The organism is Halobacterium litoreum (assembly GCF_021233415.1).
Lineage (GTDB): Archaea > Halobacteriota > Halobacteria > Halobacteriales > Halobacteriaceae > Halobacterium > Halobacterium litoreum.
The window spans coordinates 480362-506628 of sequence record NZ_CP089466.1; the positions used below are offsets into that span (position 1 = coordinate 480362).

33 protein-coding genes are annotated in these 26267 nt (G+C 69.0%); 21 read left to right on the forward strand and 12 right to left on the reverse strand.

Going from position 1 to position 26267, the window contains the following annotated elements; translation table 11 throughout:
• Window positions 1-15: 15 nt before the first annotated feature.
• From LT972_RS02635 to LT972_RS02700, 14 genes are all read left to right on the forward strand, one after another.
• The gene (locus tag LT972_RS02635; RefSeq protein ID WP_232571645.1) at window positions 16-291 is read left to right on the forward strand and encodes a 4a-hydroxytetrahydrobiopterin dehydratase; all 276 of its coding nucleotides are present in this window, start codon (window positions 16-18) and stop codon (window positions 289-291) included.
• Window positions 292-672 carry an LWR-salt protein gene (gene lwrS, locus LT972_RS02640; protein ID WP_232571646.1) on the forward strand — a complete coding sequence of 127 codons (381 nt, stop codon included), beginning with the start codon at window positions 292-294 and terminating at the stop codon, window positions 670-672.
• 26 nt (window positions 673-698) lie between these two features.
• On the forward strand, window positions 699-1346 hold the full coding sequence (locus tag LT972_RS02645) for an HAD family hydrolase (RefSeq protein ID WP_232571647.1): 648 nt from the start codon (window positions 699-701) through the stop codon (window positions 1344-1346).
• A gap of 420 nt (window positions 1347-1766) precedes the next feature.
• Complete coding sequence (locus tag LT972_RS02650) at window positions 1767-2117, forward strand: Hsp20/alpha crystallin family protein (RefSeq protein ID WP_232571648.1); 351 nt, start codon at window positions 1767-1769, stop codon at window positions 2115-2117.
• A 3-nt stretch (window positions 2118-2120) separates the two neighbouring features.
• Window positions 2121-3782 carry an ABC1 kinase family protein gene (locus LT972_RS02655; RefSeq protein ID WP_232571649.1) on the forward strand — a complete coding sequence of 554 codons (1662 nt, stop codon included), beginning with the start codon at window positions 2121-2123 and terminating at the stop codon, window positions 3780-3782.
• 54 nt (window positions 3783-3836) lie between these two features.
• The gene (locus LT972_RS02660; RefSeq protein ID WP_232571650.1) at window positions 3837-4898 is read left to right on the forward strand and encodes an aminotransferase class I/II-fold pyridoxal phosphate-dependent enzyme; all 1062 of its coding nucleotides are present in this window, start codon (window positions 3837-3839) and stop codon (window positions 4896-4898) included.
• A 71-nt stretch (window positions 4899-4969) separates the two neighbouring features.
• Window positions 4970-5353, forward strand: a complete 384-nt coding sequence (locus LT972_RS02665) for a translation initiation factor IF-5A (protein ID WP_232571651.1) — start codon at window positions 4970-4972, stop codon at window positions 5351-5353.
• 3 nt (window positions 5354-5356) lie between these two features.
• Window positions 5357-6169, forward strand: a complete 813-nt coding sequence (gene speB, locus LT972_RS02670; RefSeq protein ID WP_232571652.1) for an agmatinase — start codon at window positions 5357-5359, stop codon at window positions 6167-6169.
• A gap of 51 nt (window positions 6170-6220) precedes the next feature.
• A complete protein-coding gene (locus tag LT972_RS02675; RefSeq protein WP_232571653.1) occupies window positions 6221-6982 on the forward strand; it encodes a Nif3-like dinuclear metal center hexameric protein in 762 nt (253 codons plus the stop codon).
• A gap of 115 nt (window positions 6983-7097) precedes the next feature.
• Window positions 7098-9368, forward strand: coding sequence for a methyl-accepting chemotaxis protein (locus LT972_RS02680; protein WP_232571654.1), 2271 nt, complete (start codon window positions 7098-7100; stop codon window positions 9366-9368).
• A 1-nt stretch (window position 9369) separates the two neighbouring features.
• Complete coding sequence (locus LT972_RS02685; protein WP_232571655.1) at window positions 9370-10065, forward strand: bacteriorhodopsin; 696 nt, start codon at window positions 9370-9372, stop codon at window positions 10063-10065.
• A gap of 45 nt (window positions 10066-10110) precedes the next feature.
• Window positions 10111-11865: an alkaline phosphatase D family protein gene (locus tag LT972_RS02690; protein WP_232571656.1), complete on the forward strand. Its 1755-nt coding sequence runs from the start codon at window positions 10111-10113 to the stop codon at window positions 11863-11865.
• A 223-nt stretch (window positions 11866-12088) separates the two neighbouring features.
• On the forward strand, window positions 12089-12655 hold the full coding sequence (locus LT972_RS02695; protein ID WP_232571657.1) for a hypothetical protein: 567 nt from the start codon (window positions 12089-12091) through the stop codon (window positions 12653-12655).
• Between the two features lie 6 nt (window positions 12656-12661).
• Window positions 12662-12949 (forward strand): hypothetical protein, encoded by a 288-nt coding sequence (locus tag LT972_RS02700; protein WP_232571658.1) that lies wholly within the window; start codon window positions 12662-12664, stop codon window positions 12947-12949.
• Window positions 12950-13049: 100 nt separating this feature from the next.
• Here the strand turns inward: LT972_RS02700 and LT972_RS02705 are convergent, their stop codons facing one another.
• Entirely contained in the window at window positions 13050-13415 is a 366-nt protein-coding gene (locus tag LT972_RS02705) for a rhodanese-like domain-containing protein (protein WP_232571659.1), read from the reverse strand.
• Between the two features lie 178 nt (window positions 13416-13593).
• On the opposite strand from LT972_RS02705, the gene LT972_RS02710 reads away from it, so the two are divergent.
• Window positions 13594-13821, forward strand: coding sequence for a hypothetical protein (locus tag LT972_RS02710; protein ID WP_232571660.1), 228 nt, complete (start codon window positions 13594-13596; stop codon window positions 13819-13821).
• A 63-nt stretch (window positions 13822-13884) separates the two neighbouring features.
• Complete coding sequence (locus LT972_RS02715) at window positions 13885-14316, forward strand: universal stress protein (RefSeq protein ID WP_232571661.1); 432 nt, start codon at window positions 13885-13887, stop codon at window positions 14314-14316.
• A gap of 101 nt (window positions 14317-14417) precedes the next feature.
• On the opposite strand, the gene LT972_RS02720 is transcribed toward LT972_RS02715, so the two are convergent.
• Entirely contained in the window at window positions 14418-14702 is a 285-nt protein-coding gene (locus LT972_RS02720) for a translation initiation factor eIF-1A (protein ID WP_269780543.1), read from the reverse strand.
• Window positions 14703-14827: 125 nt separating this feature from the next.
• Here LT972_RS02720 and LT972_RS02725 point away from each other — a divergent pair, with 125 nt between their 5' ends.
• Window positions 14828-15772, forward strand: coding sequence for a PAS domain-containing protein (locus tag LT972_RS02725; protein WP_232571663.1), 945 nt, complete (start codon window positions 14828-14830; stop codon window positions 15770-15772).
• Window positions 15773-15820: 48 nt separating this feature from the next.
• Here the strand turns inward: LT972_RS02725 and sugE are convergent, their stop codons facing one another.
• From sugE to LT972_RS02740, 3 genes are all read right to left on the reverse strand, one after another.
• A complete protein-coding gene (sugE, locus tag LT972_RS02730) occupies window positions 15821-16150 on the reverse strand; it encodes a quaternary ammonium compound efflux SMR transporter SugE (RefSeq protein ID WP_232571664.1) in 330 nt (109 codons plus the stop codon).
• Window positions 16151-16227: 77 nt separating this feature from the next.
• The gene (locus tag LT972_RS02735) at window positions 16228-17418 is read right to left on the reverse strand and encodes a redox-regulated ATPase YchF (protein ID WP_232571665.1); all 1191 of its coding nucleotides are present in this window, start codon (window positions 17416-17418) and stop codon (window positions 16228-16230) included.
• Between the two features lie 73 nt (window positions 17419-17491).
• Entirely contained in the window at window positions 17492-18151 is a 660-nt protein-coding gene (locus tag LT972_RS02740; protein WP_232571666.1) for an HAD family hydrolase, read from the reverse strand.
• 316 nt (window positions 18152-18467) lie between these two features.
• On the opposite strand from LT972_RS02740, the gene LT972_RS02745 reads away from it, so the two are divergent.
• Window positions 18468-18842, forward strand: a complete 375-nt coding sequence (locus LT972_RS02745) for a cupin domain-containing protein (protein WP_232571667.1) — start codon at window positions 18468-18470, stop codon at window positions 18840-18842.
• Here the strand turns inward: LT972_RS02745 and LT972_RS02750 are convergent.
• Window positions 18839-19702 carry a DUF6159 family protein gene (locus LT972_RS02750; protein ID WP_232571668.1) on the reverse strand — a complete coding sequence of 288 codons (864 nt, stop codon included), beginning with the start codon at window positions 19700-19702 and terminating at the stop codon, window positions 18839-18841. The genes LT972_RS02745 and LT972_RS02750 overlap by 4 nt on opposite strands.
• 118 nt (window positions 19703-19820) lie before the next feature.
• Here LT972_RS02750 and LT972_RS02755 point away from each other — a divergent pair, with 118 nt between their 5' ends.
• The gene (locus tag LT972_RS02755; RefSeq protein WP_232571669.1) at window positions 19821-20639 is read left to right on the forward strand and encodes a rhodanese-like domain-containing protein; all 819 of its coding nucleotides are present in this window, start codon (window positions 19821-19823) and stop codon (window positions 20637-20639) included.
• Between the two features lie 48 nt (window positions 20640-20687).
• A complete protein-coding gene (locus LT972_RS02760; RefSeq protein ID WP_232571670.1) occupies window positions 20688-21362 on the forward strand; it encodes an SDR family oxidoreductase in 675 nt (224 codons plus the stop codon).
• Window positions 21363-21371: 9 nt separating this feature from the next.
• On the opposite strand, the gene LT972_RS02765 is transcribed toward LT972_RS02760, so the two are convergent.
• The gene (locus tag LT972_RS02765; RefSeq protein WP_232571671.1) at window positions 21372-22055 is read right to left on the reverse strand and encodes a YqjF family protein; all 684 of its coding nucleotides are present in this window, start codon (window positions 22053-22055) and stop codon (window positions 21372-21374) included.
• Window positions 22056-22137: 82 nt separating this feature from the next.
• Here LT972_RS02765 and LT972_RS02770 point away from each other — a divergent pair, with 82 nt between their 5' ends.
• Window positions 22138-22998, forward strand: coding sequence for a ZIP family metal transporter (locus LT972_RS02770; RefSeq protein ID WP_232571672.1), 861 nt, complete (start codon window positions 22138-22140; stop codon window positions 22996-22998).
• On the opposite strand, the gene LT972_RS02775 is transcribed toward LT972_RS02770, so the two are convergent.
• The 5 genes from LT972_RS02775 to LT972_RS02795 all read right to left on the reverse strand — a co-directional run bounded on the left by LT972_RS02775 (window position 22999) and on the right by LT972_RS02795 (window position 26221).
• Complete coding sequence (locus tag LT972_RS02775) at window positions 22999-23424, reverse strand: NUDIX hydrolase (RefSeq protein ID WP_232571673.1); 426 nt, start codon at window positions 23422-23424, stop codon at window positions 22999-23001. It lies immediately after the preceding gene.
• Between the two features lie 90 nt (window positions 23425-23514).
• Window positions 23515-23829, reverse strand: a complete 315-nt coding sequence (locus LT972_RS02780) for a transcription factor S (RefSeq protein ID WP_232571674.1) — start codon at window positions 23827-23829, stop codon at window positions 23515-23517.
• Between the two features lie 8 nt (window positions 23830-23837).
• Window positions 23838-24362 carry a hypothetical protein gene (locus LT972_RS02785; RefSeq protein WP_232571675.1) on the reverse strand — a complete coding sequence of 175 codons (525 nt, stop codon included), beginning with the start codon at window positions 24360-24362 and terminating at the stop codon, window positions 23838-23840.
• Window positions 24355-25338: a hypothetical protein gene (locus LT972_RS02790; RefSeq protein WP_232571676.1), complete on the reverse strand. Its 984-nt coding sequence runs from the start codon at window positions 25336-25338 to the stop codon at window positions 24355-24357. Before LT972_RS02790 ends, LT972_RS02785 begins: the two co-directional genes overlap by 8 nt.
• Window positions 25339-25381: 43 nt before the next feature.
• The gene (locus LT972_RS02795; RefSeq protein ID WP_232571677.1) at window positions 25382-26221 is read right to left on the reverse strand and encodes an RAD55 family ATPase; all 840 of its coding nucleotides are present in this window, start codon (window positions 26219-26221) and stop codon (window positions 25382-25384) included.
• Window positions 26222-26267: the final 46 nt, after the last annotated feature.

The window sequence follows — 26267 nt, forward strand, 5'->3', positions numbered from 1 at the left end:
GGCGACACCTCGGGTATGGCAGACGTGCTCGACGACGGCGAGATAGCGGACCGACTCCCCGACGGGTGGGAACTGGACGGCGACGAAATCGCGCGCATCTACGAGTTCGACGACTACCTCGCGGGCGTGGCGTTCGCCTCGGAGGTCGGCGAAATCTCGGAGGAGCAGTTCCACCACCCCGAGATTCGGATTCGGTACGAGGAGGTCGAAGTGCGCTTTACGAGCCACGAGGCGGGCGGCGTCACCGAACAGGACCTCGACATGGCGGCGCGCTGTGACGAACTCCGGTAGATGGACGCCGCGTACGTGTTCGCGGTGCGGTTCCGGCTCGACCCGTCGCGTGACGTGCGCGTGGAGCCACGGGTGTTCGAGACGACGCTCCGGCGGCCCGCCGACCCGCCCGGCGAGCCGGGGTGGCTGTTCTTCCGGGACAACCTCTGGCGGGGCGACCTCGCGGACCCGGAGTCGTTTCGCGACCTGACGAGCGAGGCGCTCGGCGTGCCCGTGGAGTCCGTCGAGTTCCGAGCGTTCGAGACCGACCGCGAGTACGACGACGCGCTCCGCGAGGAGATTGCGGCGGACCTCGCGCCGTTCAAGGCCGACAGCGTCTCCGAGGTCGTCTCGAAGTACCTCGGGAGTTCGGTGGAAGTCGTCGGCCCGGAAGACACTTAGTTTCGGCTTCCGTACGTTCGTGTCTGATGCCCTCCCCGTCAGACTACGACGTGTGGCTGTTCGACCTCGACGGGACGCTCGTCGACACCGAGTGGTCGTACACGCGCGAGGTGTTCGACCGCGTCGGCGACCGAATGGGAACGCAGTTCTCGGACCGCGAAGCCGAGGTGCTCTGGCACGGCCTCGGCGGGTCGCGGAACGTCCAACTCCGCGAGTGGGGGTTCGACCCGCCCGCGTTCTGGGACGCCTTCCACGAGATAGAGGACCCGCAGGCGCGCGCCGAGGCGACCTACCTCTACGACGACGCCGCGTACGTCGCTGACCTCGACGCGCCCGTCGGGGTCGTCACGCACTGCCAGGAGTTCCTCGCGGACCCCGTCCTCGACGCGCTCGACGTCCGGGACTGGTTCGACGTGGTGCTGTGCTGTGACGACGACACGGGTTGGAAGCCCGACCCGCGCCCGCTCGAACTCGCGCTCGGCGACGTGGGCGCCGACCCCGACCACGACGCCGTGTACGCGGGCGACGCCGCGAGCGACGTGGGCGCCGCGATGAACGCCGGCCTCGACGCGGTCCACGTGGAGCGCCACGCGCCCGAGAAGCGCGGGCACTGCGTGCTCGGCGACCACCGCGTCGAGTCTTTCGACGACCTGTTCGACGCGCGCGCCGAGTGACCCGTCGGTCTCCCCCGGTCGATTCTCCGGTTCGCTCCGAGATTCGGAGAGTCGGGTGCAGTCACGCGATTAAGCCCGATTAATTCGGCTTAACCGTCGGCAATCCGGGGCCAGCGAGTCCAGCGTTGAATACCCTCGCGGCCTTCGAGTTGATTGGCGGCACTCGGCCGCCACCTGTCAGGGCACAGGGTCCGGGTGCTGGACGCCGGCGGCCACTCCCCCTCCCGCCGCCGGCCATCCCAGTCGGACCGCGCTCGTCCCCCTCTCCCCCTCGTGCGCGGTCCACCCGTTCCGGGGTGTCAGTCTTCTGTCGGTCGCGCGGCGCTCCACCGGTCCGCGCGACCGATTCGTGCCGCGGCACCGTCGGGTGGCGGTGCCGCGACCACCGGCTTTTTCGATGCGCCGTCCCAAGGCAGGGGTATGTCCCGCTTGCGCGAAGCGCTGGGGAACCTGCCCGAGTCCGTGTTCGTCGACGTGTTCGACGGCGACGACGCCTACCTCTTCGTCGTGGACGTGCCGGGCGTCACCGCCGACGACGTCGACGTGCGCGTCGACGGCCGCACGCTCGTCGTGGACGCCCACCGGGCGAAGTCGGTCCCCGAGGGGTTCGACTACCGGACCGAGGAGCGGTCGCTGTTCCTCGATTTGGAACTCCCGTTCCCGCCGGACGCCACCGACGACGGCGCGTCGGCGTCTGTCGAGAGCGGCGTCCTCGAAGTCCGCCTGCCGAAGCGCGGGGAGACGACGCGCAGCGTCCCCATCGAGGGCTAGCACGTGGCGGTACTCCGGTCGTATCGTCGGTTCGTCGTCGTCGTGTGGCAGTTCCTCCCGCTCGTCTGGGGCTACCTCCGCGACCGCCGCCGGTTCGTGTTGTTCGGCGGGAAACGCCGGGTCACGTCGGAGATGCGCGTCGAGCGCGCGCAGCGACTGCTCGACTCGCTGTTGACCCTCGGGCCGACGTTCATCAAACTCGGGCAGTTGCTGTCGACGCGCCCGGACGTGCTGCCCCCCGAGTACGTGGACGTGCTCTCTGACCTCCAAGACCGCGTGCCGCCCGCCGACTGGGCGGACGCCCGTGTGGTGTTGGAGGACGAACTCGGTCCCGTCGACGAGGCGTTCGACGACTTCGACACGGACGCCATCAGCGGCGCGAGCCTCGGGCAGGTGTACACCGCCGAGGTGGACGGCGAACCGGTCGCGGTGAAGGTCCGTCGGCCCGGCATCGAGGACTTAGTGGAGGCCGACCTCCGCGTCATCAAGTGGACGCTCCCGCTCGTGGTGCGGTTCGTCGGCGAGGGGCAGGCGTTCAGCCTACAGAGTCTCGCCGACGAGTTCGCGAAGACGATTCGCGAGGAGATGGACTACGCGCGGGAGGCCGAGATGCTCGCGGAAATCCGGGAGAACTTCGCTGACGACCCGAACGTGGTCGTCCCGTCCGTCTACGAGGATTACTCGGACAGTCGGGTGTTGACGATGCAGTACGTCTCCGGCACGAAGATTTCGGACGTCGAGGAACTCGACCGGCAGGGAATCGACCGGTCTGCGGTCGCGGAGACCCTCGAACGCACCTACCTCCAGATGATAATCGAGGACGGCGTGTTCCACGCCGACCCCCACCCCGGGAATCTCGCGGTGCGCGAGGACGGCGCCGTCGTCTTCTACGACTTCGGGATGAGCGGGCGCGTCGACGAGTTCGTCCAGGAGAAGATCGTGGACTTCTACGTCGCCGTCGCGAACCAGGACATCGACGCGATTCTGGACGCGCTCGTGGAGATGGGGACGCTGTCGCCGGAGGCCGACCGCGCGACGATGGCCGAAGTGATGGAACTCGCGATTCAGGACGCGCGCGGCGAGTCCATCGAGACGTACCGCGTCCAGCAGATCGTCGGCAAGGTCGAGGACACCATCTACGAGTTCCCGCTGCGCCTGCCGTCGAATCTCGCGCTCGTGTTGCGCGTGGCGACCGTCGTGGAAGGCGTCTGTGTCACGCTCGACCCGGACTTCGACTTCATCTCGGTGGCGACCGACTTCCTCACCGAGCAGGGCTACCGCGAGGAGTCCATCAAGCAGTTCGCCACGCAGACCGCCGAGCAGTTCCAGCAGTCCGCGCAGTCGGCGGTGCGCCTCCCGCAGAAACTCGACCGCGCGCTGGACCGCGTGGAGCGCGAGGACCTCCACGTGCGCGCCGACCTCGAGGACGGAAACGGCGTCGTCGACCGGCTCGCGCGCCGCATCGTCCTCGGGCTCGTGTTGGCGACGAGCGTCCCGACGACGGCGCTGCTCTACGTCACCGCGGACCTCACCGCGACTGGCGTCTCCGCGGCGTTCACGGGTGCGGTGGCGCTCGCGCTCTACCGGTCGTTCAAGAAGCGCCGGGGAATCCGGACCACGCCGCAGTTCACGCGACAGAGCCTCCGCGACCGGGGCGGCGACTGAGGCGACGGCCGCGGGCGCAGTCACCTTTTCACCCCCACGGAGCGAACTGCGGGCATGGACATCGACGCCTTCGAACTGGAGCGGTGGTTCGCGGAGTACGAACACGACGCCGACGTGATGCTCGCGGAGAGCGGCGTGCGGAGTCTGCCCGCGAGTCGCTTCGACACGGACCCCGGTGACCTCGATTACGTGATTCCGACGGCGGGCGCGCCCGACGTGCGCGAGACGATTGCCGAGGAGTACGACCGGACCGCCGACGAGGTGGTCTGTACAGTCGGAACACAGGAGGCGAACTTCCTCGCGTTCCAGTCGCTTCTGGCGCCGGGCGACCACGCCGTCGTCGTCACGCCGACCTACCAGAGCCTCCACGCGATTCCCGAGAGCATCTGCGACGTGACTCGCGTCCCGCTGGAGCCGCCGGAGTGGACACTCGACACCGACGCGGTGGCCGACGCGATTCGGCCGGAGACGGAACTCGTCGTCGTGAACAACCCGAACAATCCGACGGGCCGCCAGCACGACGAGGCAACCGTTCGAGAACTCTACGACATCGCGGCCGAGGCCGACGCCTACCTGCTCTGTGACGAGGTGTACCGCGAACTCTCGCCCGACCCCGTCCCGCCGGTGGCGAGCATGGGCGAGTACGGCATCAGCACCGCCAGCCTCACGAAGGCGTACGGGCTGGCGGGCCTCCGGTTCGGGTGGCTCGCCGGCCCCCGCGAGGTGGTCGAGGGCGCCGAAGTGTGGAAGGACTACACCACGATTTCGCCGACGAAGTTCGGCCAGCACGTCGCCCGGCAGGTGCTCGACGACCCCGAGGGCCTCCGGCGAGAGGCGCTGGCACACGTCCGCGCGAACGCCGAAATCACGTCCGAGTGGGCCGACGACCACGGTCTCGGGTGGAGCGACCCCGTCGGCTGTAACGTCTTCCTCGACGTGCCCGAGGGGTTCGACGGCTCCCGGGAGTTCTGCCGGACGGTCGTCGAGGACGCGTCAGTGGTGCTCGCGCCCGGGGACTGCTTCGGGGACGCTTACGACGACTACTTCCGGCTCGGGTTCGGGCTGCCGACCGACGAACTCCGGGACGGACTCGCTCGGGTCGCTGACGTGTTGTAGGGCGCGTGGCGGCCTCTCCCGGCCCAGCGCGTTCCAAACGGTTTATACAGGGCAGGCGAGAATCCGGTTGCATGGCGAAAGAGCAGACGGAAGTGCGCGACCTGCAGGAAGGCAACTACGTGATGATCGAGGACACGCCCTGCAAAATCAACGCCTACAGCACCGCCAAGCCCGGCAAGCACGGCAGTGCGAAGGCACGCATCGAGGCCGAGGGCGTCTTCGACGGCAAGAAGCGCTCCCTGAGCCAGCCCGTCGACGCGAAGATCTGGATTCCCATCGTCGACCGGAAGCAGGGCCAGATCGTCTCCCTCGAGTCCGACACCGTCGCGCAGGTCATGGACCTCGATACGTACGAGACCGTGACGATGCAGATTCCCGCCGACCTCGACCTCTCCGCGGACGACAACATCGAGTACCTCGAGTTCGAGGGCCAGCGGAAGATTCTCCAGGACTAACGGATGTTCCCGGGCGCCCGCGACGCGGACCCGGCGTCGGCCGGCGAACGCGCCGACTACGTGGTCGTGGGCGCGCCACTCGACGTCTCTACCTCGTTCCGTCCGGGCGCGCGCTTCGGCCCGGACGAGGTCCGCAAGTTCGCGCGGACGTTCGAGGACTACCACCCTTCTTCCGGCACGCACTTCTCCGAACTCGGTGTCACCGACTACGGTGACGTCCACGCGTGGAACGACGCCGCCGAGTACCTCGACTACCTCGAAGGCGTGCTGACTGACGTCCACTGGAACGACGCCATTCCCCTCCTCGTCGGCGGCGAGCACACCGTCTCGGTGGCGGGCGTGCGCGCCGCCGACCCCGACGTGTTCGTCGCGCTGGACGCCCACCTCGACCTGCGCGAGGACCTCGACGGCGACCCCCTGAGTCACTCGACGGTGACCCGACACGCCCTCGACGTGGCCGACGAGGCCGTCGTCGTCGGCGCTCGCTCGGGCAACGAGCACGAGTGGGAGCGCGCCACCGAGAGCGACGTGACCGTCGTCCCGCCCGAGGACGCCGCCGACTGGACGCCCGACGTCGACGGCGATGTCTACCTGAGCGTCGACATCGACGCCGCCGACCCGGCGTTCGCGCCCGGCACCGGCACCCCGGAGCCGTTCGGCCTCGACTCCGCGACGATGCGCGACCTCGTCCGCGAGGTGGCGCCCGAGTCGGTCGCCTTCGACGTGGTGGAGGTCAACGACCGCGACGACGGGCAGGCCGCGACGCTCGCCGCGAAACTCCTCCGGGAGTTCGTGCACTCTCACGCCGACGCGTAACTCGCGGTCCGCCCCGACGCTTAGAAGTCCCTCGCGCTCGCCACCTCTCCTATGGACCTCGCCGACATCGTCAGCCAGTGGAACGACCGATTGCGCGTCGACGACTACGAGGACGCCGCGACGAACGGCCTGCAAGTGGGGCCGCGGGACGCCGACGTGGACCGAATCGCGTTCGCCGTCGACACCGCCGTGGAGACCGTCGAGGCGGCGGTCGAGTGGGACGCCGACCTGCTCGTCGCACACCACGGCGTCGTCTGGGGCGGCCTCGGTTCGGTGACGGGCCGCGAGTTCGACCGCATCCGGCCGCTCGTCGACGGCGACTGCGCGCTGTACGCGGTCCACCTGCCGCTGGACGGCCACCCGGAACTCGGGAACGCGGCGGGGCTGGCGGATTTACTCGGCGTCGAGGAACGCGAACCGTTCGGCGACGCCGGCGGCGAACACGTCGGCGTCCGGGGGACGTTCGCGTCGCCGTTCGCGAGCGACGAACTCGCGGCGCGCCTCGACGCCGACCTCGACACGGGCGGCCGGGACGTGCAGGTGTTGGACTTCGGGCCCGACGAACTCGAGGACGTGGCGGTGTTGACGGGCGGCGGCGCGGACTGGATTCGGGAGGCCGAGGCCGCCGGCGTGGACGCGTTCGTGACCGGCGAGGGCAAGCAGAAACTCTACCACGAGGCCCGTGAGGCGGGTATCTCGGTGTTCCTCGCGGGGCACTACGCGACGGAGACGTTCGGCGTGCGCGCGCTCCAGTCTGTCGCCGAGGCGTGGGGCGTGGAGACGACCTTCCTCGACCGCCCGACCGGCCTTTGACTGGTATCCGATAGGTCGGAATCCGTAGAACCGGAAACAGTTGCCGAGACACGCTATCACGCGCGAAAACTGGAGGCCAACCCTTTTGTCAGATACCGTCGAGTGATGTACAGGAATGGGGATTACCCGACAACTCAAGCGGGTTCGGGGGAGTTACGCCGCGAAACTCACCGTGGCGCTACTGGTCGTGGTGGCGCTGACGGTGGGCGTCGGCGTGCTTGTCTACCAGCAGACGAACCAACAACTCGAAGACGACGTGCGTGCGGACCTGACGTCGACGGCCGACGCTCGCGCCGCGCAACTCGACTCGTGGCTCGCGAACGCGCGCGGCCAGACGCGACTCGCGTCCACGCAGGAAGCGTTCTCGTCGGGCAGCGACGGCGAGATAACCGCGAGACTCGACTCGCTCGCGGCCAGCGACTCGCTGCCCGAGGGCGTGGTCGCGGTCCACTACTACGACGCCGCGTCGACGACCATCGAACAGAGTTCCAACGACCAGTTCGTCGGCGTGAACCCCGGCGAGCAGGGCGCGCCGTTCGCCACCGACCCGCCCGACTTCGAGGGGACGGGCGACGTGGCCGTGACGGCGCCCTTCGAAGTGCCGGTCGCCGACTTCCCGGTCATCTCCGTCGTGTCGCCGGTGGAGGGAGCGACGGACAAGCGCCTCGTCTACATGGTGAACGTGAACTCGCTGACCGACGGCTTCACGCAGACCGTCTCCGAGAGCGAGACGGTGGTCGTCAACGAGGCGGGGACGTACGTCGCCCACCCGGACGACTCGCAACTGCTGACCGAGCACTCGGGCACCGACGCGATGCTCGAGCGCTCGCTGTCCGAGCAGACGTTCACGACCGACGACGGCACCGTGATGGCGGCCGCGCCGGTCGAGAGCGCGCCGTGGACCGTGATGGTCCACGCGCCCCGCGGACAGGCGTTCGCGCTCGGCGACTACGTGGCGTCGAGCGTCGTCGGTCTCATCCTCGTGACCGTCGTCGGCCTCGCGCTCGTCGGCGTGACGCTCGGAAGTACTACTGTCGTCTCGCTGCGCCAACTCTCGAATCGCGCCGACGAGATGGCCGCCGGCGACCTCGACAGACGAATCGAAACCGGGCGAACGGACGAGTTCGGGTCGCTCGCGGACTCCTTCCGGCAGATGCGGGACTCGCTGTCCGAGTCGCTCGCGGAGGCCGAGGAAGCGAAATCCGAGGCCGAGGCCGCGGAGGCAGAGGCGGAGTCCCAGCGCCGGGAAGCCGAGCAGGCGCGGGAAGCCGCCCAGCGCACCGCCCGCGAACTCGAAGCCGCGGCCGACGACTACGACGCCGCGATGTCGGCGGTTGCGGCCGGCGACCTCACGCAGCGCGTGGACGCCGACCGCTCGCATGACGCGATGTCTCGCGTCGGCCGGTCGCTGAACGAGATGCTCGACGACATCGAGACGAGCGTCGCCGCGGCGTCCGCGTTCGCCGACCACGTCTCCGGTGCGGCCGAGCGCGTGGACGCCGGCGCGACCGACGCGATGGACGCCGGCACCGGCGTCTCCGCGTCCGTCGACGAGATTTCCGACGGCGCGACCGAGCAGACAGAACGCCTCCACGACGTGGCGGGCGAGGTCGACGACCTCTCCGCGAGCGCCGAGGAGGTCGCCGAGACCGTGAAGTCTCTCGCCGACACCGCCGGGCAGGCCGCCGACGCGGTCGAGGACGGCCGCGCGGCTGCCGAGGACGCGGTCGACACGATGGACGAGGTCTCCGAGGAGGCCGAGGCCGCGGCGGACGCGATGGACGACCTCGACGCGGAGATGGACGACCTCGGCGAGGTCGTGGACGTCATCGCGGACATCGCCGAGCAGACGAACCTGCTCGCGCTGAACGCCTCCATCGAGGCGGCCCGGACGGGCGCCGAGGGTGACGGCTTCGCCGTCGTCGCCGACGAGGTCAAGAGCCTCGCGGAGGAGTCCCGGGCGGCCGCCGAGGACGTCGAGGACCGCCTGATGGACCTCCAGGACGAGGTCAGCGAGGTCGCCGACGAGATGCGGGAGACCAGCCAGCACGTCTCGAACGGGCGCGCGACGGTCGACGAGACCGCGACCGCGCTCGACGACGTGGTGGAGTTCGTCGCGGAGACGGACTCCGCGGCGGGCGAGATTCGGGACGCGACCGACCGGCAGGCAGAGGCCGCCTCCCGGGTCGCGGGCGCCGTCGACGAGGTGGCGTCCATCAGCGAGGAGACCGCCGCGCAGGCCACCGACGTGGCCGACGCTGCGGACGAACAGACCGAGACGCTGTCCGTGGTCGGGGACGCCGCCGCCGACCTCGCGGACCGCGCCGTGAAACTGGACGACTTGCTCGCGGACTTCGACGCTCGCGGCGACGAGGAGGTGAACTGAAATGGACCCGACGACGTGGTTCTGGGTCGGCGCCGCCGGGATGGCTCTCGGCACGCTGCTGCCGGTCCGGGACTTCTTCCGACGCCCGTCGCATCGCCGCTACAACCTCGTGCTCGCCGGCGTCACCGGCATCGCCACCGTCGCGTACGTGCTGATGGCGCTCGGCGTGAGCGCCGTCACCGTCGGCGACCACACCGTCTACATCGCGAGGTACGTCGACTGGCTGTTGACGACGCCGCTGCTGGTGTTGTACCTCGCGATGCTCGCACGCCCCAGCACCCGGACGTACCTCGCGCTCGTGGGGTTGGACGTGCTCGTCATCGGCGCCGGCATCGCCGCCGCGCTCACGCCGACGGCCGAGAAGTGGCTGTTCTACGCGGTCGGCGGCGTCGCGTACGTGGCGCTCGTCTACGGCCTGCTGGTGACGCTGCCGCGCGCGCTCGGCGAGGACGCCGACCCGCGCGTCTCGGCGACGTTCACGACGCTGCGCAACCTCACGGTCGTGCTGTGGACGCTGTACCCCGTGGTCTGGGTGCTGTCGCCGACTGGCATCGGCGTCCTCCAGCCGGAGATGGAGGCCATCGTCGTGGTCTACCTCGACTTCATCAGCAAGGTCGGATTCGTCGCGTTCGCCGCGCTCGGGACGAGCGCCGTCGACCGCATCGAGTCCGGCGTCGCGGCGGCGACCGCGGACTGACCGCGGCCGAAACCCGGATTTCCCTCCGTCCCCAAACCGGGCGGCATGGGTGGCCCCCACGGACTCGACGGGCGGGACGAACCGGCGCGACGCGACGACGACCACGCGGAACTGCTCTCCGAGTTAGACGGGCACGACCTCGCGCTCGCGCTCGACGTGGTGGACGCCAGCGACGCCGACGCCCTCGACTTCGACCCGGACGCCGACCCCGACGAGGTGTTCCCGCAGTCGGTCGCCAGCGGCGGCCCGACGCCGTCGGGCGTCATCCTCTGGACGCGCGTCGCGGCCGACGCCTTCGACCCGGAGACGCCACTCGGCGTGCAGGTCGCTCGCGACGAGGACTTCGAGACGGTCGTCTACGACGGCGTCGTGACCGACGGCGACCGAATCCGCGCCCACGACCACACGGTCAAGGTCGACTTAGACGGGCACCTCGACCCGGACTCGACGTACCACTACCGGTTCGTCTACGACGGCGTCGCCACCCGAACCGGGCGGTGTCGCACGCTCCCGCGTCCCGACGACTCCCCGGAGTCGGTGCGCTTCGCGGTGCTCGCGTGCCAGAACTACCTCAACGGCTACTACCCCGCGTTCCACCACGTCGCCGAGGAAGACGTGGACTTCCTCGTGCACGTCGGCGACTTCGTCTACGAGTCCGACGACGGCCACTTCAAGGGTCTCGGCTCCTACGACTATCCGGGTCGAGACCTCTCGCTCCCGAGCGGCCACGACCGCGTGTGGACGCTCGAAGACTACCGCTACCTCTACCGCACGTACCGCGAGGACGACTTCCTGCAGGAGGCGCTGGAATCCCACACGCTCGTCGCCGGCTGGGACGACCACGAACTCGTCAACGACGTCTACTGGGACTCCCGGACCGACGCGCCGGCGGGCGACCACCCGCGCGGCGACGACCCCGAGTTCATGACCGAACTCGTCGCCGACGGGATGCACGCGTGGTGGGAGTACATGCCCGCTCGCGTCGACTACGACCCGAGCGGCGACCGCCTGCAGGACCGCTTCCGGCTGTGGCGTGACTTCGAGTTCGGCGACCTCGTGACCCTCGCGATGACCGACGAGCGCCTCTTCCGGGACCCGCCCCGCGAGGCGATTCCGACGCCGGACAACGTCGGCCCGCAGTACGAACCGCCCGGTCGGACGATGCTCGGCGACGAGCAACGCGAGTGGCTGATAGACACCGTCACCGAGTCCGACTCGACGTGGACGGTGTGGGCCGACGAGGTGCTGACGGTGCCGTTCCGCTTCGGCTCCGGCCCGCTCTCGGTCTACCCCGTGCAGGGCGGCTGGGACGGCTACACCCGAGAGCGCCAACAAATTACTGAAGCCGTCGACGCCGCCGACGTAGAGAACTTCGTCACGCTCACCGGCGACATGCACTGCTACGTCGCCGCCTACCAGCAGTCCTCGTACCCCGGCCGCGTCTCCGGCGGCGAGGGCGTCGCGGCCGGCGACCGCATCGGCGTGGAGTTCATGACGCCCGCCGTCACCTCGCTGAACGTCGCCGAAGCGCTCCACCTCACTCGGGGCTGGCGCGGGAAACTCACCGAACCCCTGCTGACGTGGCTGATTACCGCGATGAACCCCCACATCGAGTTCTTCGACAGCCACAACTGGGGGTACTCGGTCGTGGAGTTCACGCGCGAAGACTGCACGTACGTCGGCTACGCCGTCGACAAGACCGAGAACTCCCCGGACGCCGACCGAGACGTCGTCACCGCCTACCGCGTCCCCGAGGGCGTCGTCAACTTAGAGGACGTCACCGACGAGTTCGACGGCTGACCGCCAGCGTCTTCTCGCCCCGCCGACTACGTCCGCGTGGCCGATGACGACGCCACCGGGCCGACCCGGGGTGGCTCCCGCGGGACGACGAGCCCTATGAGTACCGAGGCCGAACTATTACCGAAGACGACCGTTCACCTGTTCGTGAGCCGGCGATTTCAGGACGGGGTCCGCGATACGAACCTATATTATGGGGTTTTGCTAACGTGTTGTAGTTACGGCGATGAGTGAGGCTCCAGCCTATCTACGTGAGGCAACTACGTATCTGAACAGTAATGGCTGGGACACCTCTCGGAAGCGAGTTCGAGAGGGGACGTTTCTCGTACTGGGGGCGAAAACCGGTCTCGAGGGCGAAAAGCGATTGCTGGCGATGGTCGTGACGGCGGCTGCGGGGAGCGTGACGAAAGACCATCTCAAGTATCTCTTGCAGACTGCTCGGAAACAGGACGCGGATACAGTGGTGATCACTGCGGAGTTCGGAATCGGCGACCCCATCGAGAAGGCAGCGAAGGAACACGGAATTGGCACAATCAGTACCGGTCTTGTTGCGGGCGACAGTTCGGATGGACGTGGTGGAACGCAGTCCGAGCCCTCTTCGGAGTCTACATCGTGGGTCGATTCCGACGAACAAGAAGATGATACTGAGGGGGTCTGGACTCGTCGCCGGTTACTGATTGGGGGCGGCGTCGGCGTTTTGGGTGGCGCCCTGCTGGTCGGTGACCGAGTACTTGGGTTGGGCGGTGGCGGCTCAGGGAAGTTCACCACCGAGCGAGCAGCCACGGAACTCTAAAACGAGGTGGAAGCACACGAAGACGTCAACCGGATTGAGACGACAGCCCGAGAAAACAGTGACGTCGAGGTTCGAGTCTGGTACACGCAGCAAGAAGAGGGTGAGCGAATCAATTTGCTGGATGTCTACGCTCGCCTCGTCGACGACGGATACGACATCGGGGATTTGGTCGTTCAGTTGCACGTGAGCATCATCGATGCCGAGGTCATCGTACAGCGAGCGTGGGCCGAACAGTACAATGCCGGCGAGATGACTAGAGACGAATTCAGCGCGAAGGTCAACGACCAAATCTGAGTATTCGACCGACTGTGTTCCGGTGGTGACCCCGCCCAGAGTAGCGTTGTTACACGGTCGATGATTCGAGTACCGAGGCCGACCGGTTCTCGACGCGTACTCAGAACAGTTTCCAGAGAATCGACCGGAGCCGGTAGCCGAGCGTGCCCTTCTGGTAGCCTCGCCAGCCGCTCATGCCGCCCGAGAGCGTCGCGGCGTCGTAGCCTTCAGCGTCGAGAACGCGGGTCGCGCGCTTGGCGACGATGCCCATCTTGCAGATTGTCACGACCTCGCGGTCGCGGGGCACGTCGTCGAGCGCGTCTCGGAGCGCGTCGTCGTCGCCGGAGCGCAGGTCGTCGTAGACCGGGACGTTGTGGCTGCCGTCGACGTGCCCTGCTCGGTAGTCGTCCCGCGGTCGGATGTCGAGGAGGAACGTGTCGTCTCCGTCGGGACGGGAGTCCAGTTCGGCTGGACGGATTTTGCTCATCGTCCCCGCTAGTGAGCGGGGTCGGTAAAGCGTTGCTTCGGGACCGCCCCAACCAACACGAACTTTTATTATAGATTCGGTCGTCGGTGCCGACACCGATGCATCTCGTACTCGCACCCGACGCCAGCCCCGACGGACCGCCGACAAATCGCCGCCGACCGTATCCGACACCCACCAGATGAAGACAGCCACCGACACGACAGTCGACGCCGTCCTCCCCGACGTCGAACCGACCGACACGACCAAGCCCGCCGAACCCACCGACGACGCCGCCCGTGATACAGGCACCTCGCCGCCAGACACCGACGAGTCGTGGGTGGCGAAGTGCCAGCGCCAGTTCTCTGACAGCGACCGCCGTCTGGGCAACCTCGTCGACGGCGAGAACGCGGTCGTCGACGGCGCGTGACCGACGCCCGAGACACGCGACGAAATCCCGTCGCCTATTACCCGCGTGCTCGTAGCGCCGCCCATGTACGACCGGATTCTGGTGCCGACCGACGAGAGCGAGTCGATGTCGCGAGTCTACGAACACGCCGCGGACATCGCCGCGCGCCGCGACGCGACCGTCCACGTGCTGTACGTGCTCGACGACCGCGCGTTCCTCACGCTCGACGAGGAGATGCAGGACGAGGCCACCGAACAACTGCGCGAGGGCGGGGACGCGGCGCTCGCGCGCGCCACCGAGCAGTTCGAGGACGCCGGCGTGTCCGTGGAGACGGCGACCCGGGAGGGCGACCCCGCCGAGGAGATTCTGACGTACGCCGACGAGGCGGCCGTCGACCTCGTCGTGATGGGGACGCGCCGCGAGAACTTCGAACAGACGATGCTCGGGAGCGTCTCCCGGCAGGTCGTGGAGTCCGCGGACGTCCCCGTGCTCACGATGTCCGTCGCGGAGGAGTAGCGGTCGCTGCGGGGCGGAAACGACCGTCGGCGAGAACACCGCCGAGTGTCGAGTAGTTCAGCGAACGAGGTGGCTGCGGGGCCGCCCGGCGCGTCGCACAGTTAACTGATGTGGCCTTCTTCGCGGAGCTGGTCCGCGTCCTGTTCGTCGTAGCGCCACTCGACGTTCGCCTTCTCGTCCTGCCAGTCCCACGGCTCCACGAGGACGACGTCGCCCTCGTTGATCCAGGTCCGGTACTTCATGCGGCCGGGGATGCGACCCATCCGTTCCTCGCCGTCCTCGCAGCGCACGCGCACGTGGTTCCCGCCGTTGTGTTCCGTCACTACGGCGAAGAGTTCGTCTCCGTTGGGCATTCGAAGGTTTCGACGCCCTGATTCGTCACTCACACCTGTCCTAGAACCGCGAGACGGTTAAGTCATCGGCGAACCATGCTAGCACGAGACACGGGGGGTGGTGGCTGCGGGCTGACACGAGGGGGAACGGCCAAGTGTCTGACCTCTGAAGAGGGGGTATGAGTTGGCTCGCCGAGTCGTCCGGCGGCGGAACGTCCGGGGCGACCGGCGAGATTCGTCTCCTCCACGTCGAAGACGACGAGGCGTTCGCCGACCTCGCCGCGACGTTCCTCGAACGCGACGACCGAGGGGCACCCATCGAGGTCTGGACCGAGACCGACCCGCGGGACGCCGTCGACGCCATCGGCGACGTGGACTGCGTGCTGTCGGACCACGACATGCCCGGAATGAACGGTCTCGACCTCCTCGGCGTCGTTCGCGACGAACACCCGAACCTGCCGTTCGTCTTGCTCACCGGGCGCGGGAGCGAGGAGATAGCGAGCGACGCCATCAGTGCCGGCGTCACGGACTACGTGCGTAAAGACGGCTCCAGCGACCAGTTCGCGGTGCTCGCGAACACGATTCGGAACGCGGTCGAACGCCGCGTCGCGCGCCGGGACGCCGAACTCGGCGAGCGCCGCCTCAGGCGGGTCGTGGACGCGCTCCCGGAGTGCGTGCTCGTGAAGACGCTCGACGGCGAGTACCTCCTCGTGAACGAGGCCGGCGCCGCACACTACGACGCCACGCCCGCGGAACTCGAAGGCCGGAACGAACGCGAGTTTCTCCGCGACGACCTCGCCGACCGGTTCCGGGCCGAGGACCGCGAGGTGGTGGCCGCCGGCGAACCCCTGGACGTCGGCGAACAGCGCGTCCGGAACCCGGACGGCACCGAGCGCGTCGAACACGTACGCAAGATTCCGTTCGAGACGCCGACGCGCGAGGACTCGTCGGTGCTCGTCGTCGCCGGGGACGTCACCGGCGAGGTCACCCGTCGGAACCGCGTCGACGAGATTGCGGAACTGCTCTCGGACGCGCTGGCGGTCCACGACGGGGACGACCGCGTGGGGTCGCTCGTCTCGGCGGCGCGCGACATCGCGGTGGCCGACCGCGTCGACAGCGACTAGTACGCGTCTCGGTGCGAGGGCGACCGCCTCGTTCGGCCCGAACGTCGGTCAGCCGTGGGCGCTTGAGGTCACTTGGAGGCCCGCGATTCCCACGACGACGAGGCCGATGCAGGCGACCCGCAGGAGTGACACGGACTCGTCGAAGAGGTAGACGCCGAGTATCGCCGTGGAGACGGCGCCGATGCCGGTCCACACCGCGTACGCCGTCCCGACGGGGAGTTCCTGGACTGCCTGCGAGAGCAAGTAGACGGAGACGGCCATCGCGGCGAGCGTGACCGCCGACGGCGCCGGTTCGGTGAAGCCGTCGGTGTACGCGAGGCCGATTGCCCACACCGCCTCGAACAGTCCCGCGACGAACAACACCAGCCACGCGCTCATGGCCGGGCCGATGGGGCCGGGCGCCGTGAAGCCGTCGGTCGGGAACGGGCAGCGAGCTCGCGGCCGTCGCTTCTCGGTCAGTTCGTGGAGATGATTTCGACCACGTCCCGGGCGTCGAGTTCGTGGTCGGCGGCTATCTGGCGCTTCGCGCGGCAGTCTTTGGCGTGCAGGAAGCCGTCGCCGATGTCGGAGTGGACGGCGTACGCGAAGTCCTCCGCCGTCGCGTAGTCCGGGAGCAAGAAGACGTCGGGGAGGACGCGGCCGTCCGCGGTGCCGAGGCCGTTGGCGGACCCCGGGAACACGGGCTTCACGCCGAGCGCGTCGAACAGCGCGGTCTCGATGGCGTCCTGGACGCCCGTGCCGCCGTACTCGGCGACGAACTCGCGGATGGCTTCGAGGCCGGCGCGCTGGTCGTCGCTCGGGTCGCCGACGATGTCGAACTCGCCGTCGCCCGGCCGGTACTCCACGACGTCGTTCTCCGCGGCCTGCTTGAGCGCCTTCTCGGCGTGCGCGCTCACCGGCACGAAGTCGAGGTGGTCGTAGTCGTCGTCCTCGGTGATTTCGTCCCAGTTCGCCTGTGCCTCGGGGGTGTCCATCTTGTTCGCGGCGACGACCATCGGCTTCGTGCGCTTGCGAATCTCGCGGGCGAGCGCCATCCGGTCGTCGGCCTCCCACGCGTCGGGGTCCAAGTCGAGGCCGAGGGACAGAACCACTTGCTTGATTTCGTCCTCGTTGGTGCGGAACGCGCTCATCTGCTCCGCGAGCTCGGTCTCGATGTCCGCCTCGACCATGTGCTGGCTCTCGTAGCGCTCGATGCCTTTCTCTAAGATGTCGAGGTACCACTGGTCGAGTTCGTCCTCGAGGAAGTCGATGTCCTCGCGGGGGTCGTGGCCCTCGGTCGGTTCGCCCTCGATGTCCGTCTCGCCGGAGAAGTCGACGACGTGGACGAGCACGTCCGCCTCGTTCAGGTCAGTGAGGAACTGATTGCCGAGGCCCTTGCCCTCGTGGGCGCCCGGAATCAGGCCCGCGACGTCCACGAGTTTCGTCGGCACGAATCGCATGCCGTCCTCGCAGTACCCCGTCGACGGGGTACACTCCTCGCCGAAGTCCGGGGCCGCACACTCCACTCGCACGTACGCCTCGCCGACCGCCGGGTCGATTGTCGTGAACGGGTACGCGCCCTCCGGCACGTCGTTCATCGTCGCCGCGTTGAAGAACGTGGACTTCCCCACCGAGGGCTTGCCCACGAGACCGATTCGGTGACTCATTGACACCGGAAACGGGCGTGTCGCCTAAACGGATTGCTACCTGTCGGCCGTCTGCGAACCCGTCGCACGCCCGTCAGAGGACGGTCTGGAGGTCGCGGAGGCTGTCGAGTTCGTGGTCGGGTTCGACGCCGAGGTCGTAGTCCGCGCGGTGGTCCCGCCACAGGAACGCCGAGTCAGTGCCTGCGTTGTGCGCGGCCTCCACGTCGCTCTGGCTGTCCCCGACGAACAGCGCGTCCTCGGGCGCGACGCCCAAATCGGCGAGCGCGCGGTCGAGGTAGTGGGCGTTCGGCTTCTTCTTGTGGAGGCTCGCCGGCTCCATCTCGCGGCCGTAGTGGGTCGCGAAGTCCCCGCGAATCTCGTAGAAGTCCAGAATCGCCTCGATGGTGCGGTGCTGGTTCGTGGAGACGATGCCGCGGGGCGCGTCGATGGCCGGAACGGCGTCGTAGTCCGGGTACAGCGGCTTCTCGCCGGCCTCCATGTCCGCGATTTGCGTCCGGGAGAACGCGGCGTCGCGCTCGTACCACAGCGTCTCGGGGTCGACGCCGTACGCGTCGCTGGCGGTCTGGAGGTCCTCGGGCGTGACGTGGAACGTCATCCGGTCCACGTGCTCGGGGGCGGGGTCCTCGACGCCGGCGGCGGCGAACCCCTCGACGGTGGCCGCTCGGAGGCGTTCGACGGGCGTCGGGTGCGTGAGCACGCCGTCGTTGTCGAAGACGACTGCGTCGTAGGTCACGTCCGGGGGTTCGCCCACTCCCCTGAAAGTCGTTTCGCGGTTCGTTGGCGTAGAAATCGGGCCGGGCGGAGCGTTGGCGTTTGCTCTCCGACTCATCTGCAAGCCCTCGGGACGCTCGCGTCCGCTCGCCAGCATATCGCTCACTGCGTTCCCGATAGCGGCTGGCGAGCGAACAGGCAAGCGCGAGCGCCCCTCGCCCTTGCAATCCGCCAGCTTGGCGGTCGAGTCGACACGCCGACCCGGACCTGGTCGCGGCGGGCACCTGCAATCTCTCGCCGCCGAATCGACTATGCGTGCGCCGGCCCCACGAGGGCGCATGGACGCGAAATCGCTCGCCGAGGCGTTCGATTCGTTCGAGGAGACGTGGGAACCCCGGATTCTCGCGGAACTGAACGGCCAGCACGTCAAGGTCGCGCGACTCGACGGCGAGTTCGTCTGGCACGCCCACGAGGACGCCGACGAACTGTTCTACGTCGTGGACGGCGACCTCAGCATCGAGTACCGGGACGGGGACCGGGAGGACGCGGTTCACCTCGGCCCCGGCGACCTCGCCGTCGCGCCGGCGGGCGTCGAACACCGCCCGGTCGCCCACGAGGAGACGAAGGTCCTGTTGTTCGAACCGGCGGGCACGACGAACACCGGTGACGCCGCGGACAGCGACCGCACGATAACAGAACTGGACCGCCTCTAGATTCGCCCGCGGACGTACCCCGTCGGCGTCTGCCGGCGGTCGCCGTCCCCTCCCACGTCGAAGTCGATGTTCTCGAAGTACTTCGGCGGCTCGTCGGTGGTGGCGTACTCGTAGAGCGCGACCTTCGCGATGCCGTTGAGCGTCGCGGCGAACACGAACAACACGACGCCGAGCGGGAGGCCGACGGCGACTGCGGTCCCCACGCCGAAGACGAAGCCGACGACGGCAGCGACGACGGCGACGCCGAGGAACGCGAGCGCGTAGACGAACCCGAGGCCGAACTCGGCGCCGAGGGACTCGCCCCACGTGTCCCGGACGATGTCGACGCTCCGGCCGAACAGCCCGCGAATCCCCTCGTCCTCGAAGACGACGACGGGCACGGCGAAGTACGTCACGACGGCCCACGACATGCTCAGGAGAACGCCAGCGACGACGCTCCCGATGTTGTCCGACTCCTGGAGCGCGCGGAAGACGAGGCCGACGACTGCGCTCACGACGGCCCACGCGAGCAGCGTCCACTTGTGCTCCCACGCGCCCCGGAGGCCGCCCCGGACCGACGGCTGGCGGCCTTCGAGCGCGTCCTTCGCGGCGTACATCAGGCCCGCGGTGAACAACACCGTGACGTACGAGGTGCCGAGGTAGGCCGCCGCGAGCGCCGCCCAGACGGCTGCGTCGGGAACGTTCTCTGCGCCGACGACGGGGACGACGCCCAGCGCCCCGCCGAGCAGGAGCGCGACGAACGCGACGCCGGCGACGCCCGCGAGCACCGGGAACCACAGGAGGTTCGGGTGGTCGCGGAGCACGTCGATGCTGTCCCGCGCGATTCGTATCCCGGTGTAGAGGCGGCGACGGAGACCCATGGGGGCGGCTACGACGCCGCCCGGTAAGTCCTTTCGCCGGCTTCGCAGGCCGCGAAACTCCCCGGCCGAGCGTGCTGACAGCGACAGGCCTTAAGCCCGGGCGGCCTACTACTCGGGCATGAAACGCCGCGCGTACCTCGCCGCGAGCGGCACCGGCGCGCTCGCGGCCCTCACGGGCTGTCTGGGCGTGCTCGGGTCCGGTTCGTCGAGCGTGAACCACGTCGGGAATCTGGACGCCGACTTCGCCGCGAACGCCGACCTCCCCGCGGACGACGACCCGAGCGACGGCTACTCGCCCCAGTACGGCGACCCCGAGACTCGCTCCGTCGACGAGTCCCGGTTCGGAGCCCTCGAGGTCAACGGCGAGACGGTCACGCTCGTCCCGGTTGACGTGAGCCACTACTGGCACCAGCAGGGCGCCGCGCGGTTCGTGGACGCCCGCGGGCTCAGTCAGTACAAGAACTCCCACATCTACGGCGCCGTCAACAGCCCCGCGACGCGGAACTCGCAGGGCGGCGGCATCTCCGGGTGGAACGAAGACGACCGCGTCGTCTGTTACTGTGGCTGTCCCCACCACCTCTCCTCAATTCGCGCCGCCGGCCTCCAGAAGTCTGGGTTCTCGAACGTCTACGTCATCGACGAGGGGTTCTTCGAGTGGCGGGACCTCGGCTACCCGCTGATGGGGACTTCCTTCGAGTCGTCGGCCGCGCGCGTCATCGACGGCGAGGTCGCCGCGAGTTACGCCGGCGAGTACGCGTGGGCGACCCAGCCCGACTCCGGCCAGCAGGAGGCCGCGCCCATCGGCGAGGACGGCGCCTTCGAGATTCACCTGCGGTTCGCGGACCTCACCGACGACACGCCGATTCGGGTCGAGACGCCCGAATTCGAGGTGACGCGGCCGCTGGGCGACCTGACCGGCGGCGTCCTCACGGAGTAGCCGGCCGCCTCCGGGGGTTTTACGCGGTCGGCGCGCGTCGCTGTTTCTATGACGACTACGGTAGCGGTGACTGGGGCGGCGGGCGGCCTCGGCGAAGCAATCGCGAGAGCGTTCGCCGACGACGGCGCGACGGTCGCGCTCGGCGGCCGGGACCGCGACGCGATCGAGGCGCTCGCCGACGAACTCGGCGGGGTGGCGCTGCGCACCGACGTGCGCGACGAGTTCGAGGTCGAGCGCTTGCTCGAAGAGGCGTCCCGCGCGGGCGAGGAGTCCGGCGTGGACGTGGTCGTGCCCTGCGCCGCCGTCTTCCACGGCGACCCGGGGAACGCGCCCCTCGACGAGACGGCGTACAGCGCGTTCGACGACACGATGCGCACGAACCTCCGGGGCGTGTTCGCGGCCGTCCGCGAGGCCGTCCCACACATGGACGAGACCGGGCGCGTGCTGATTCCGACCGGCTCCGTCGCCCGCGAGGCGAAGGCCGGATTCGGCGCGTACGCCGTCTCGAAGGCCGCCGCCGAGGGCGCGATGCGGCAGTTCGCGGCGGACTGCGAGCAGGCCGTCGGCTGTGTCGACCCCGGCACCGTCGACACAGCCCTTCACGGGCTGGGCGGCCGCGACCCGAGCGAGGCCGCCGACCTGTTCACGTGGGCGGCGTCGGTCCCCGAGGAACTGGACGGCGAGATTCTCGGCCTGAAGGACTGGAAGCAGGCGACTCGTTAGACTGTCTCGTCAGAGTCGTCGCGGGAGCGCGGCGGTGACGTCGACGCCCGGACTGTACAGCACGTGTGGCGCGCTCGCGGGCGTCTCGAAGCCGTTCGCGGCGAACAGGTCGTTCTCGCGGACGTCGTACTCGGCGGGCGCCAGTTCCCACGGGTCGTGGCGGACTTCGCCCCGGTAGACGCGGTTCCCGCCCGCGACGAAGAAGCGGTAGCGTTCGAGCAGGAACTCGGCGAGCGAGCGCTCGCGGGCGGGTTCGGGGTCGCCGATGGGTTCGTAGGTCGCGTCGAACGAGCAGTCGGGAGCGCCGCCGTGGGTGCGTTCGCTCTGGAAGCGGACGGCGTCGCCGTCGCGCTCGACGGTCATGTCGGCGTCGTAGTACGGGAGTTTGAACAGCGCGCGAGCGATTCGGACGCCGACCGGGTCGTTCGCGTCGAGGTTGAAGAAGTAGATGCCCGGCCGGCCGCCTGCGGTGACGTACGTGCGGAGGTTCAGTTCGCCGAACGTCGGGCCGACGGCGCGCGGGACGCCCCGAGGGCGCACGTCCGCCATGACGAACGGGACGACGGAGAGCCACGCCCGGCCGTCGTAGGTGTCGACCTCGACGCCGTCGGGGAGGCGGGGCGCGACGACGCCGGGGTCGACGGGCCGACTCGCGACGAGCACGTCCCGCCACGTCATCGAGAGCACGTCCATGCGCGGGGTTCGGACCGCGATGCCTTCGGTGTGGCGCCCCGACCGACAGATTATTAAAAACAGATATGGTGTTATTAATCGAATGTCAGTCACACAGTCAGCGGGCGTCGCCCGGACCCGGACGGTCCGCCTCGGTGCGGTCAGCGTTCTCGCGTTCGTCGCGCTGTCCGCGTACGTGCTGTACGCCGCGTCCGCCACCAAGCTCCTCGGCATCGCGTGGGTGGCCTTCGCCGCCATGGCCGGCGCCGCCGTCCTCGGCGCGCGCGCCGACACCGAACACCCCCGCGGCCTCGTCTGGGGGTACGGACTCGCCTCCGGCGCGATGGTCACCAGTTCCGCCGCGTTCCTGCTCCCGCAGGCCATCGGCTACGCGCCCAAACCCGGCGGCTTCGGCGTCGCCGCCGGCATCCTCGTCGGGTTCGGCGCGCACACGGTCGGTCACCGCCTCACGCACCTCGACCTGCCCCTCGACCGCACCACCGCCGAACTCTCCGCGCACTCGCTGGCCGCCGGTTCCATCATCGGCGTCGTCTACACCGCGATGCCCGAACTCGGCCCGCTCCTCGGCCTCGCCATCGTCTCCCACAAGGGCCCCGCGGGCTACGCCGCCGCGCGCCGCCTCGCCGCCGACGGCCGCTCGCCGCTGATGCTCCTGCTCCCCGCCTCCGGCGTCGGCCTCACCGCGCTCGCGGTGACGGTCTTCTCGTTCCCCACCGGCGCGACGTTCCGCGCCGTCGTCTTCGGGTTCGCCGCCGGCATCTTCCTCCACGTCGCCATGGACTTCCTCCCGCACTGCGAGACCGGGAGCGACGTCCACGCCGCCGTCACGCGCTCTGAGGACGCTCACGACCACGACCTGCTCGACGACCTCCGCCAGCAGGCCGTTCTCTCCACCGCAGTCGGCGGCGTCGCCGTCGCCGCGGCGTGGATTCTCCTGCAGTAATCAGCGACTCTCCTCGACGCCTTCCGCGTACGCCGCGACGTACTCCGGCACGTCCGAGTGCGCGAGCAGTTCCTCGTAGCCAATCCAGAACGCGTCCGCGATTTCCTCGGGCTCCCGGACTTCCGGCTCCCCGGACTCGTACTCGCAGCGCGCCACCACGTTCAGACAGTCGGTGCCCTCGTCGGCGACGAACGTCCCGCTCGTGACGTACTCGACGACGCCGACTTCGACCCCCGTCTCCTCTCGGACCTCGCGGCGCGCCGTCTCCTCAACAGCGTCTGCGCCCACGTCCGCCTCGACTTTCCCGCCCGGGAACGCGAGCGTCCCCGGGGCGTGGTCCTCCTCGCTGCTCCGCTCTATCACGAGATACTCGTCGCCGCGCACCACGGCGGCGTCGACGTTCACGACGAGCGCGTAGTCGTCCATACGCCCGCTGTCGGCGCTCGGAGAATCAGTGTTTCGTACGCTCGGTACGCACTCACGTGGCGACGCCCGAGCGACCCGCGTCGGTAGAATCTAACTGTAGTCCCGCCAGCGCGCACCGCACTCCTGACACTTGAAGAACCGCGTCGGCGGTTCGTCGGCGCTCCCGGTCTGCTTGATGGTGTACCACGCCTCGTCGTGGCCGCACTCGGGGCACGTCTCCTCGGCCGTCGGCTTCCCCTCGAAGTTCGCGTCCTCGCTCGTCTCGATGACGTCGCTGGTGTCCTGTTCGGCCGTCTTCACGAACCCCTCGTCGCTCTCGCTTGCGGCGCTCGCGCCGCAACTCGAACACACCATCTCGTCGCCCTGCTTGTGCATCATCGACCCGCACTCGTCGCAGAACTGCATACCCGCGGCTACTCGTCGTCGGCTGAAAAGTCACTCGCCTCCATCTCCCGGCGCTCCGCGACGACTGGGCAGTCCGCCACGCGGAACTGCTCCGTGTCGACTTCCGCCTCGATTGTCGTGCCGTCGTGCGTACAGCCGAGGTGGGGCGGGTCCGCGAAGTGCGGACAGCCGTGACAGAGGCGCTTGTCCACGACGGTCACGTCGCGGTTCGCGTCCGCCGCCGAGTCGGTCGCCGGCGCCGTCTCGACCACCGGGTCGTCGGCGGCGTCCGACAGTTCCTCCCAGACCGCGTCCTCGTCCACCTCGCCGACGGACATCTCCGAGAACAACTCCTCGAACTCGTCGTCGTCGCGGCCGCGGCGCTCGTCGACGTCGTCCCGGAGTCCCGACAGCGGCGCGTCCTCGCCCGGCGGGCTGCTCGCCGTGCTCCCCGGCCCGACTTCGCCGGACGAGCGCTCGCCGCTCGGCGTCTCCGCGTCGTCCTCGCGGCTCTCGTCGTCGCTCGGCCGGTCCCGCGGGTCGTCCTCACTCATCGCGAGCCTCCTCGGTCGTCGCGTCCGCCAGTGGTTCGTCCACGTCCACGACCTCCGCTTCGGCGCGCGCCGTCGGCTCCGGGTCCGGGTCCGGCGCCACGTCGGAGTCGTCGCTCGCGCCCTCGGCGTTCTCCTCGACCATCGCCTCGAGGCTCTCCTCGTCGCCGCCGAGCCACGCGCCCTCCGACGCCTCGTCGCCGAGCCACTCGCGGCTCGCGGGCAACGCCGGCTTCGTCCCCGTCTCGAGGGTGTGAGCGCCGAACCAGCCGGTCTTCGCTTCGACGCCCTCGAAGGTCGCGCCGCAGAACGGGCACTCCGGCGCCGACAGCAACGCCACGCTCACGGACTGCTCGCAACTCTCGCAGGCCGCCACCTCGACGCCCTCCACGTTCGCCTCGCGCTGGAGTTGCTCGGCGCGCCCGCGCTGGGCCTCCGCCGCCGCGAGCGCCCGCACCGACTCCCGCATCGACAACACCGCGGTCGCCAGCGTCGTCGTTCGGTCCCCCAACTCGTCGGTCTCGTCCCGGAGGTAGGACAATACCTCCTCGAAGTTCTCGAACCCGGCGTCGAGGCGGCCCGACATCTCCTCGACCTCCGCGGACAGCGCTTCGAACTCCGAGGCCACGCGCTCTGCCGTCTCGGCCGCGTCCTCGGCGGTCGCTTCGACGTCGGCGTGCCCGTGGTCCGCGGGCGCCTTCCCGTCGGCCTCCCGCTTCACTTGGATAACGCGCTCGCGGACGTCCTGAATCTTCTCGTCGTACTCCCCCTCGACCTCGTCCAGTCGCGAATCGAGGTCGTCCTCCGTCACGAGGCCCGCCGCGAGTTCGTCGTCCTCGACGCGCCGATACGCCGCGACGACTCGCTGTAGAAGCTCCTCGGTGCTCACGCCGAGGTCGTCGGCGCGCTCCCCCAGCCACGCCGCCGCAGGCCCCTCCAGCGTGGCGCTCTCGACACCGTCCGACGTTCCGTCGGCCATTCGTGCGGTCTTTGCACGCACCGGCCTTAACCGTTCGGCTCGATTACCGGATCTTCCGCACGTCGCTCACGTCGAAGCCGGCGTCGTGAATCTCGGTCTCGAACTGCACGATGTCCTCTTCCTCCAGTCGGCTCAACACGCCCCGGAACTCGCGGACGAACATCGTCCGCACGCGCTCGTTCCCGCCGCGCTCCCAGCCGAACTGCACGGTGCCGTCCACCGAGGTCATCAGGCTCCCGTACTCCTCGTCGGTGACGGCGTCCCGGGTCAAGTGCAGGAGGATGAGGCCGTCCCACTCGCGGGCCGCCTTCCGCAGACCCTTCAGCGTCAAGACGACGTCGCTGAACTCCATGTCCCGCTTGCGCGCGCCGATGAGGTCGGTCAGCGAGTCCACCACCACGAGGCTCCCGTGGGCGTGCTCGTCGAGATAGTCCGCGAACCGCTCCAGGACGTCCCGGCGGTCGTCGTCGGTCTGCCCGAGGTCCCGAATCGAGCGGTGTTCGCCCTCGTACCACGCCCGCGGCACGGGACTCAACTGGAAGTACTCCGGCGACAGGTCGGTGAACGTGATGGCGTCCATCCCCGCGTCCACGATCTCCTCGTCCATCGTGAACGCGATTTCGCGGCGCAGTTCGCTCGCGTCGCCCGTGAACGACACGTAGTGGATGTCCTCGGGCGGCACCGCGTTCGCGTGCAGGTCGCCGTAGTGCAAGTCGAAGAGGTCCGGCGCGGCCGAGTGCAGGGCGTTCAACATCGCGCTCGTGTAGACGAACTCCCGCGCGCCGGCGCCCGCCTCCCCCGACAGCAACACGACGCTGCCCTCGGGCGCGCCGCCGCCGATGCGGGCGTCCAACCGCGAGATGCCGAACGGAATCGTCGCCATACCTCGGTCTCGGCGGGCCGGCGGTTATCTCTTTTGCCGTGCTCGC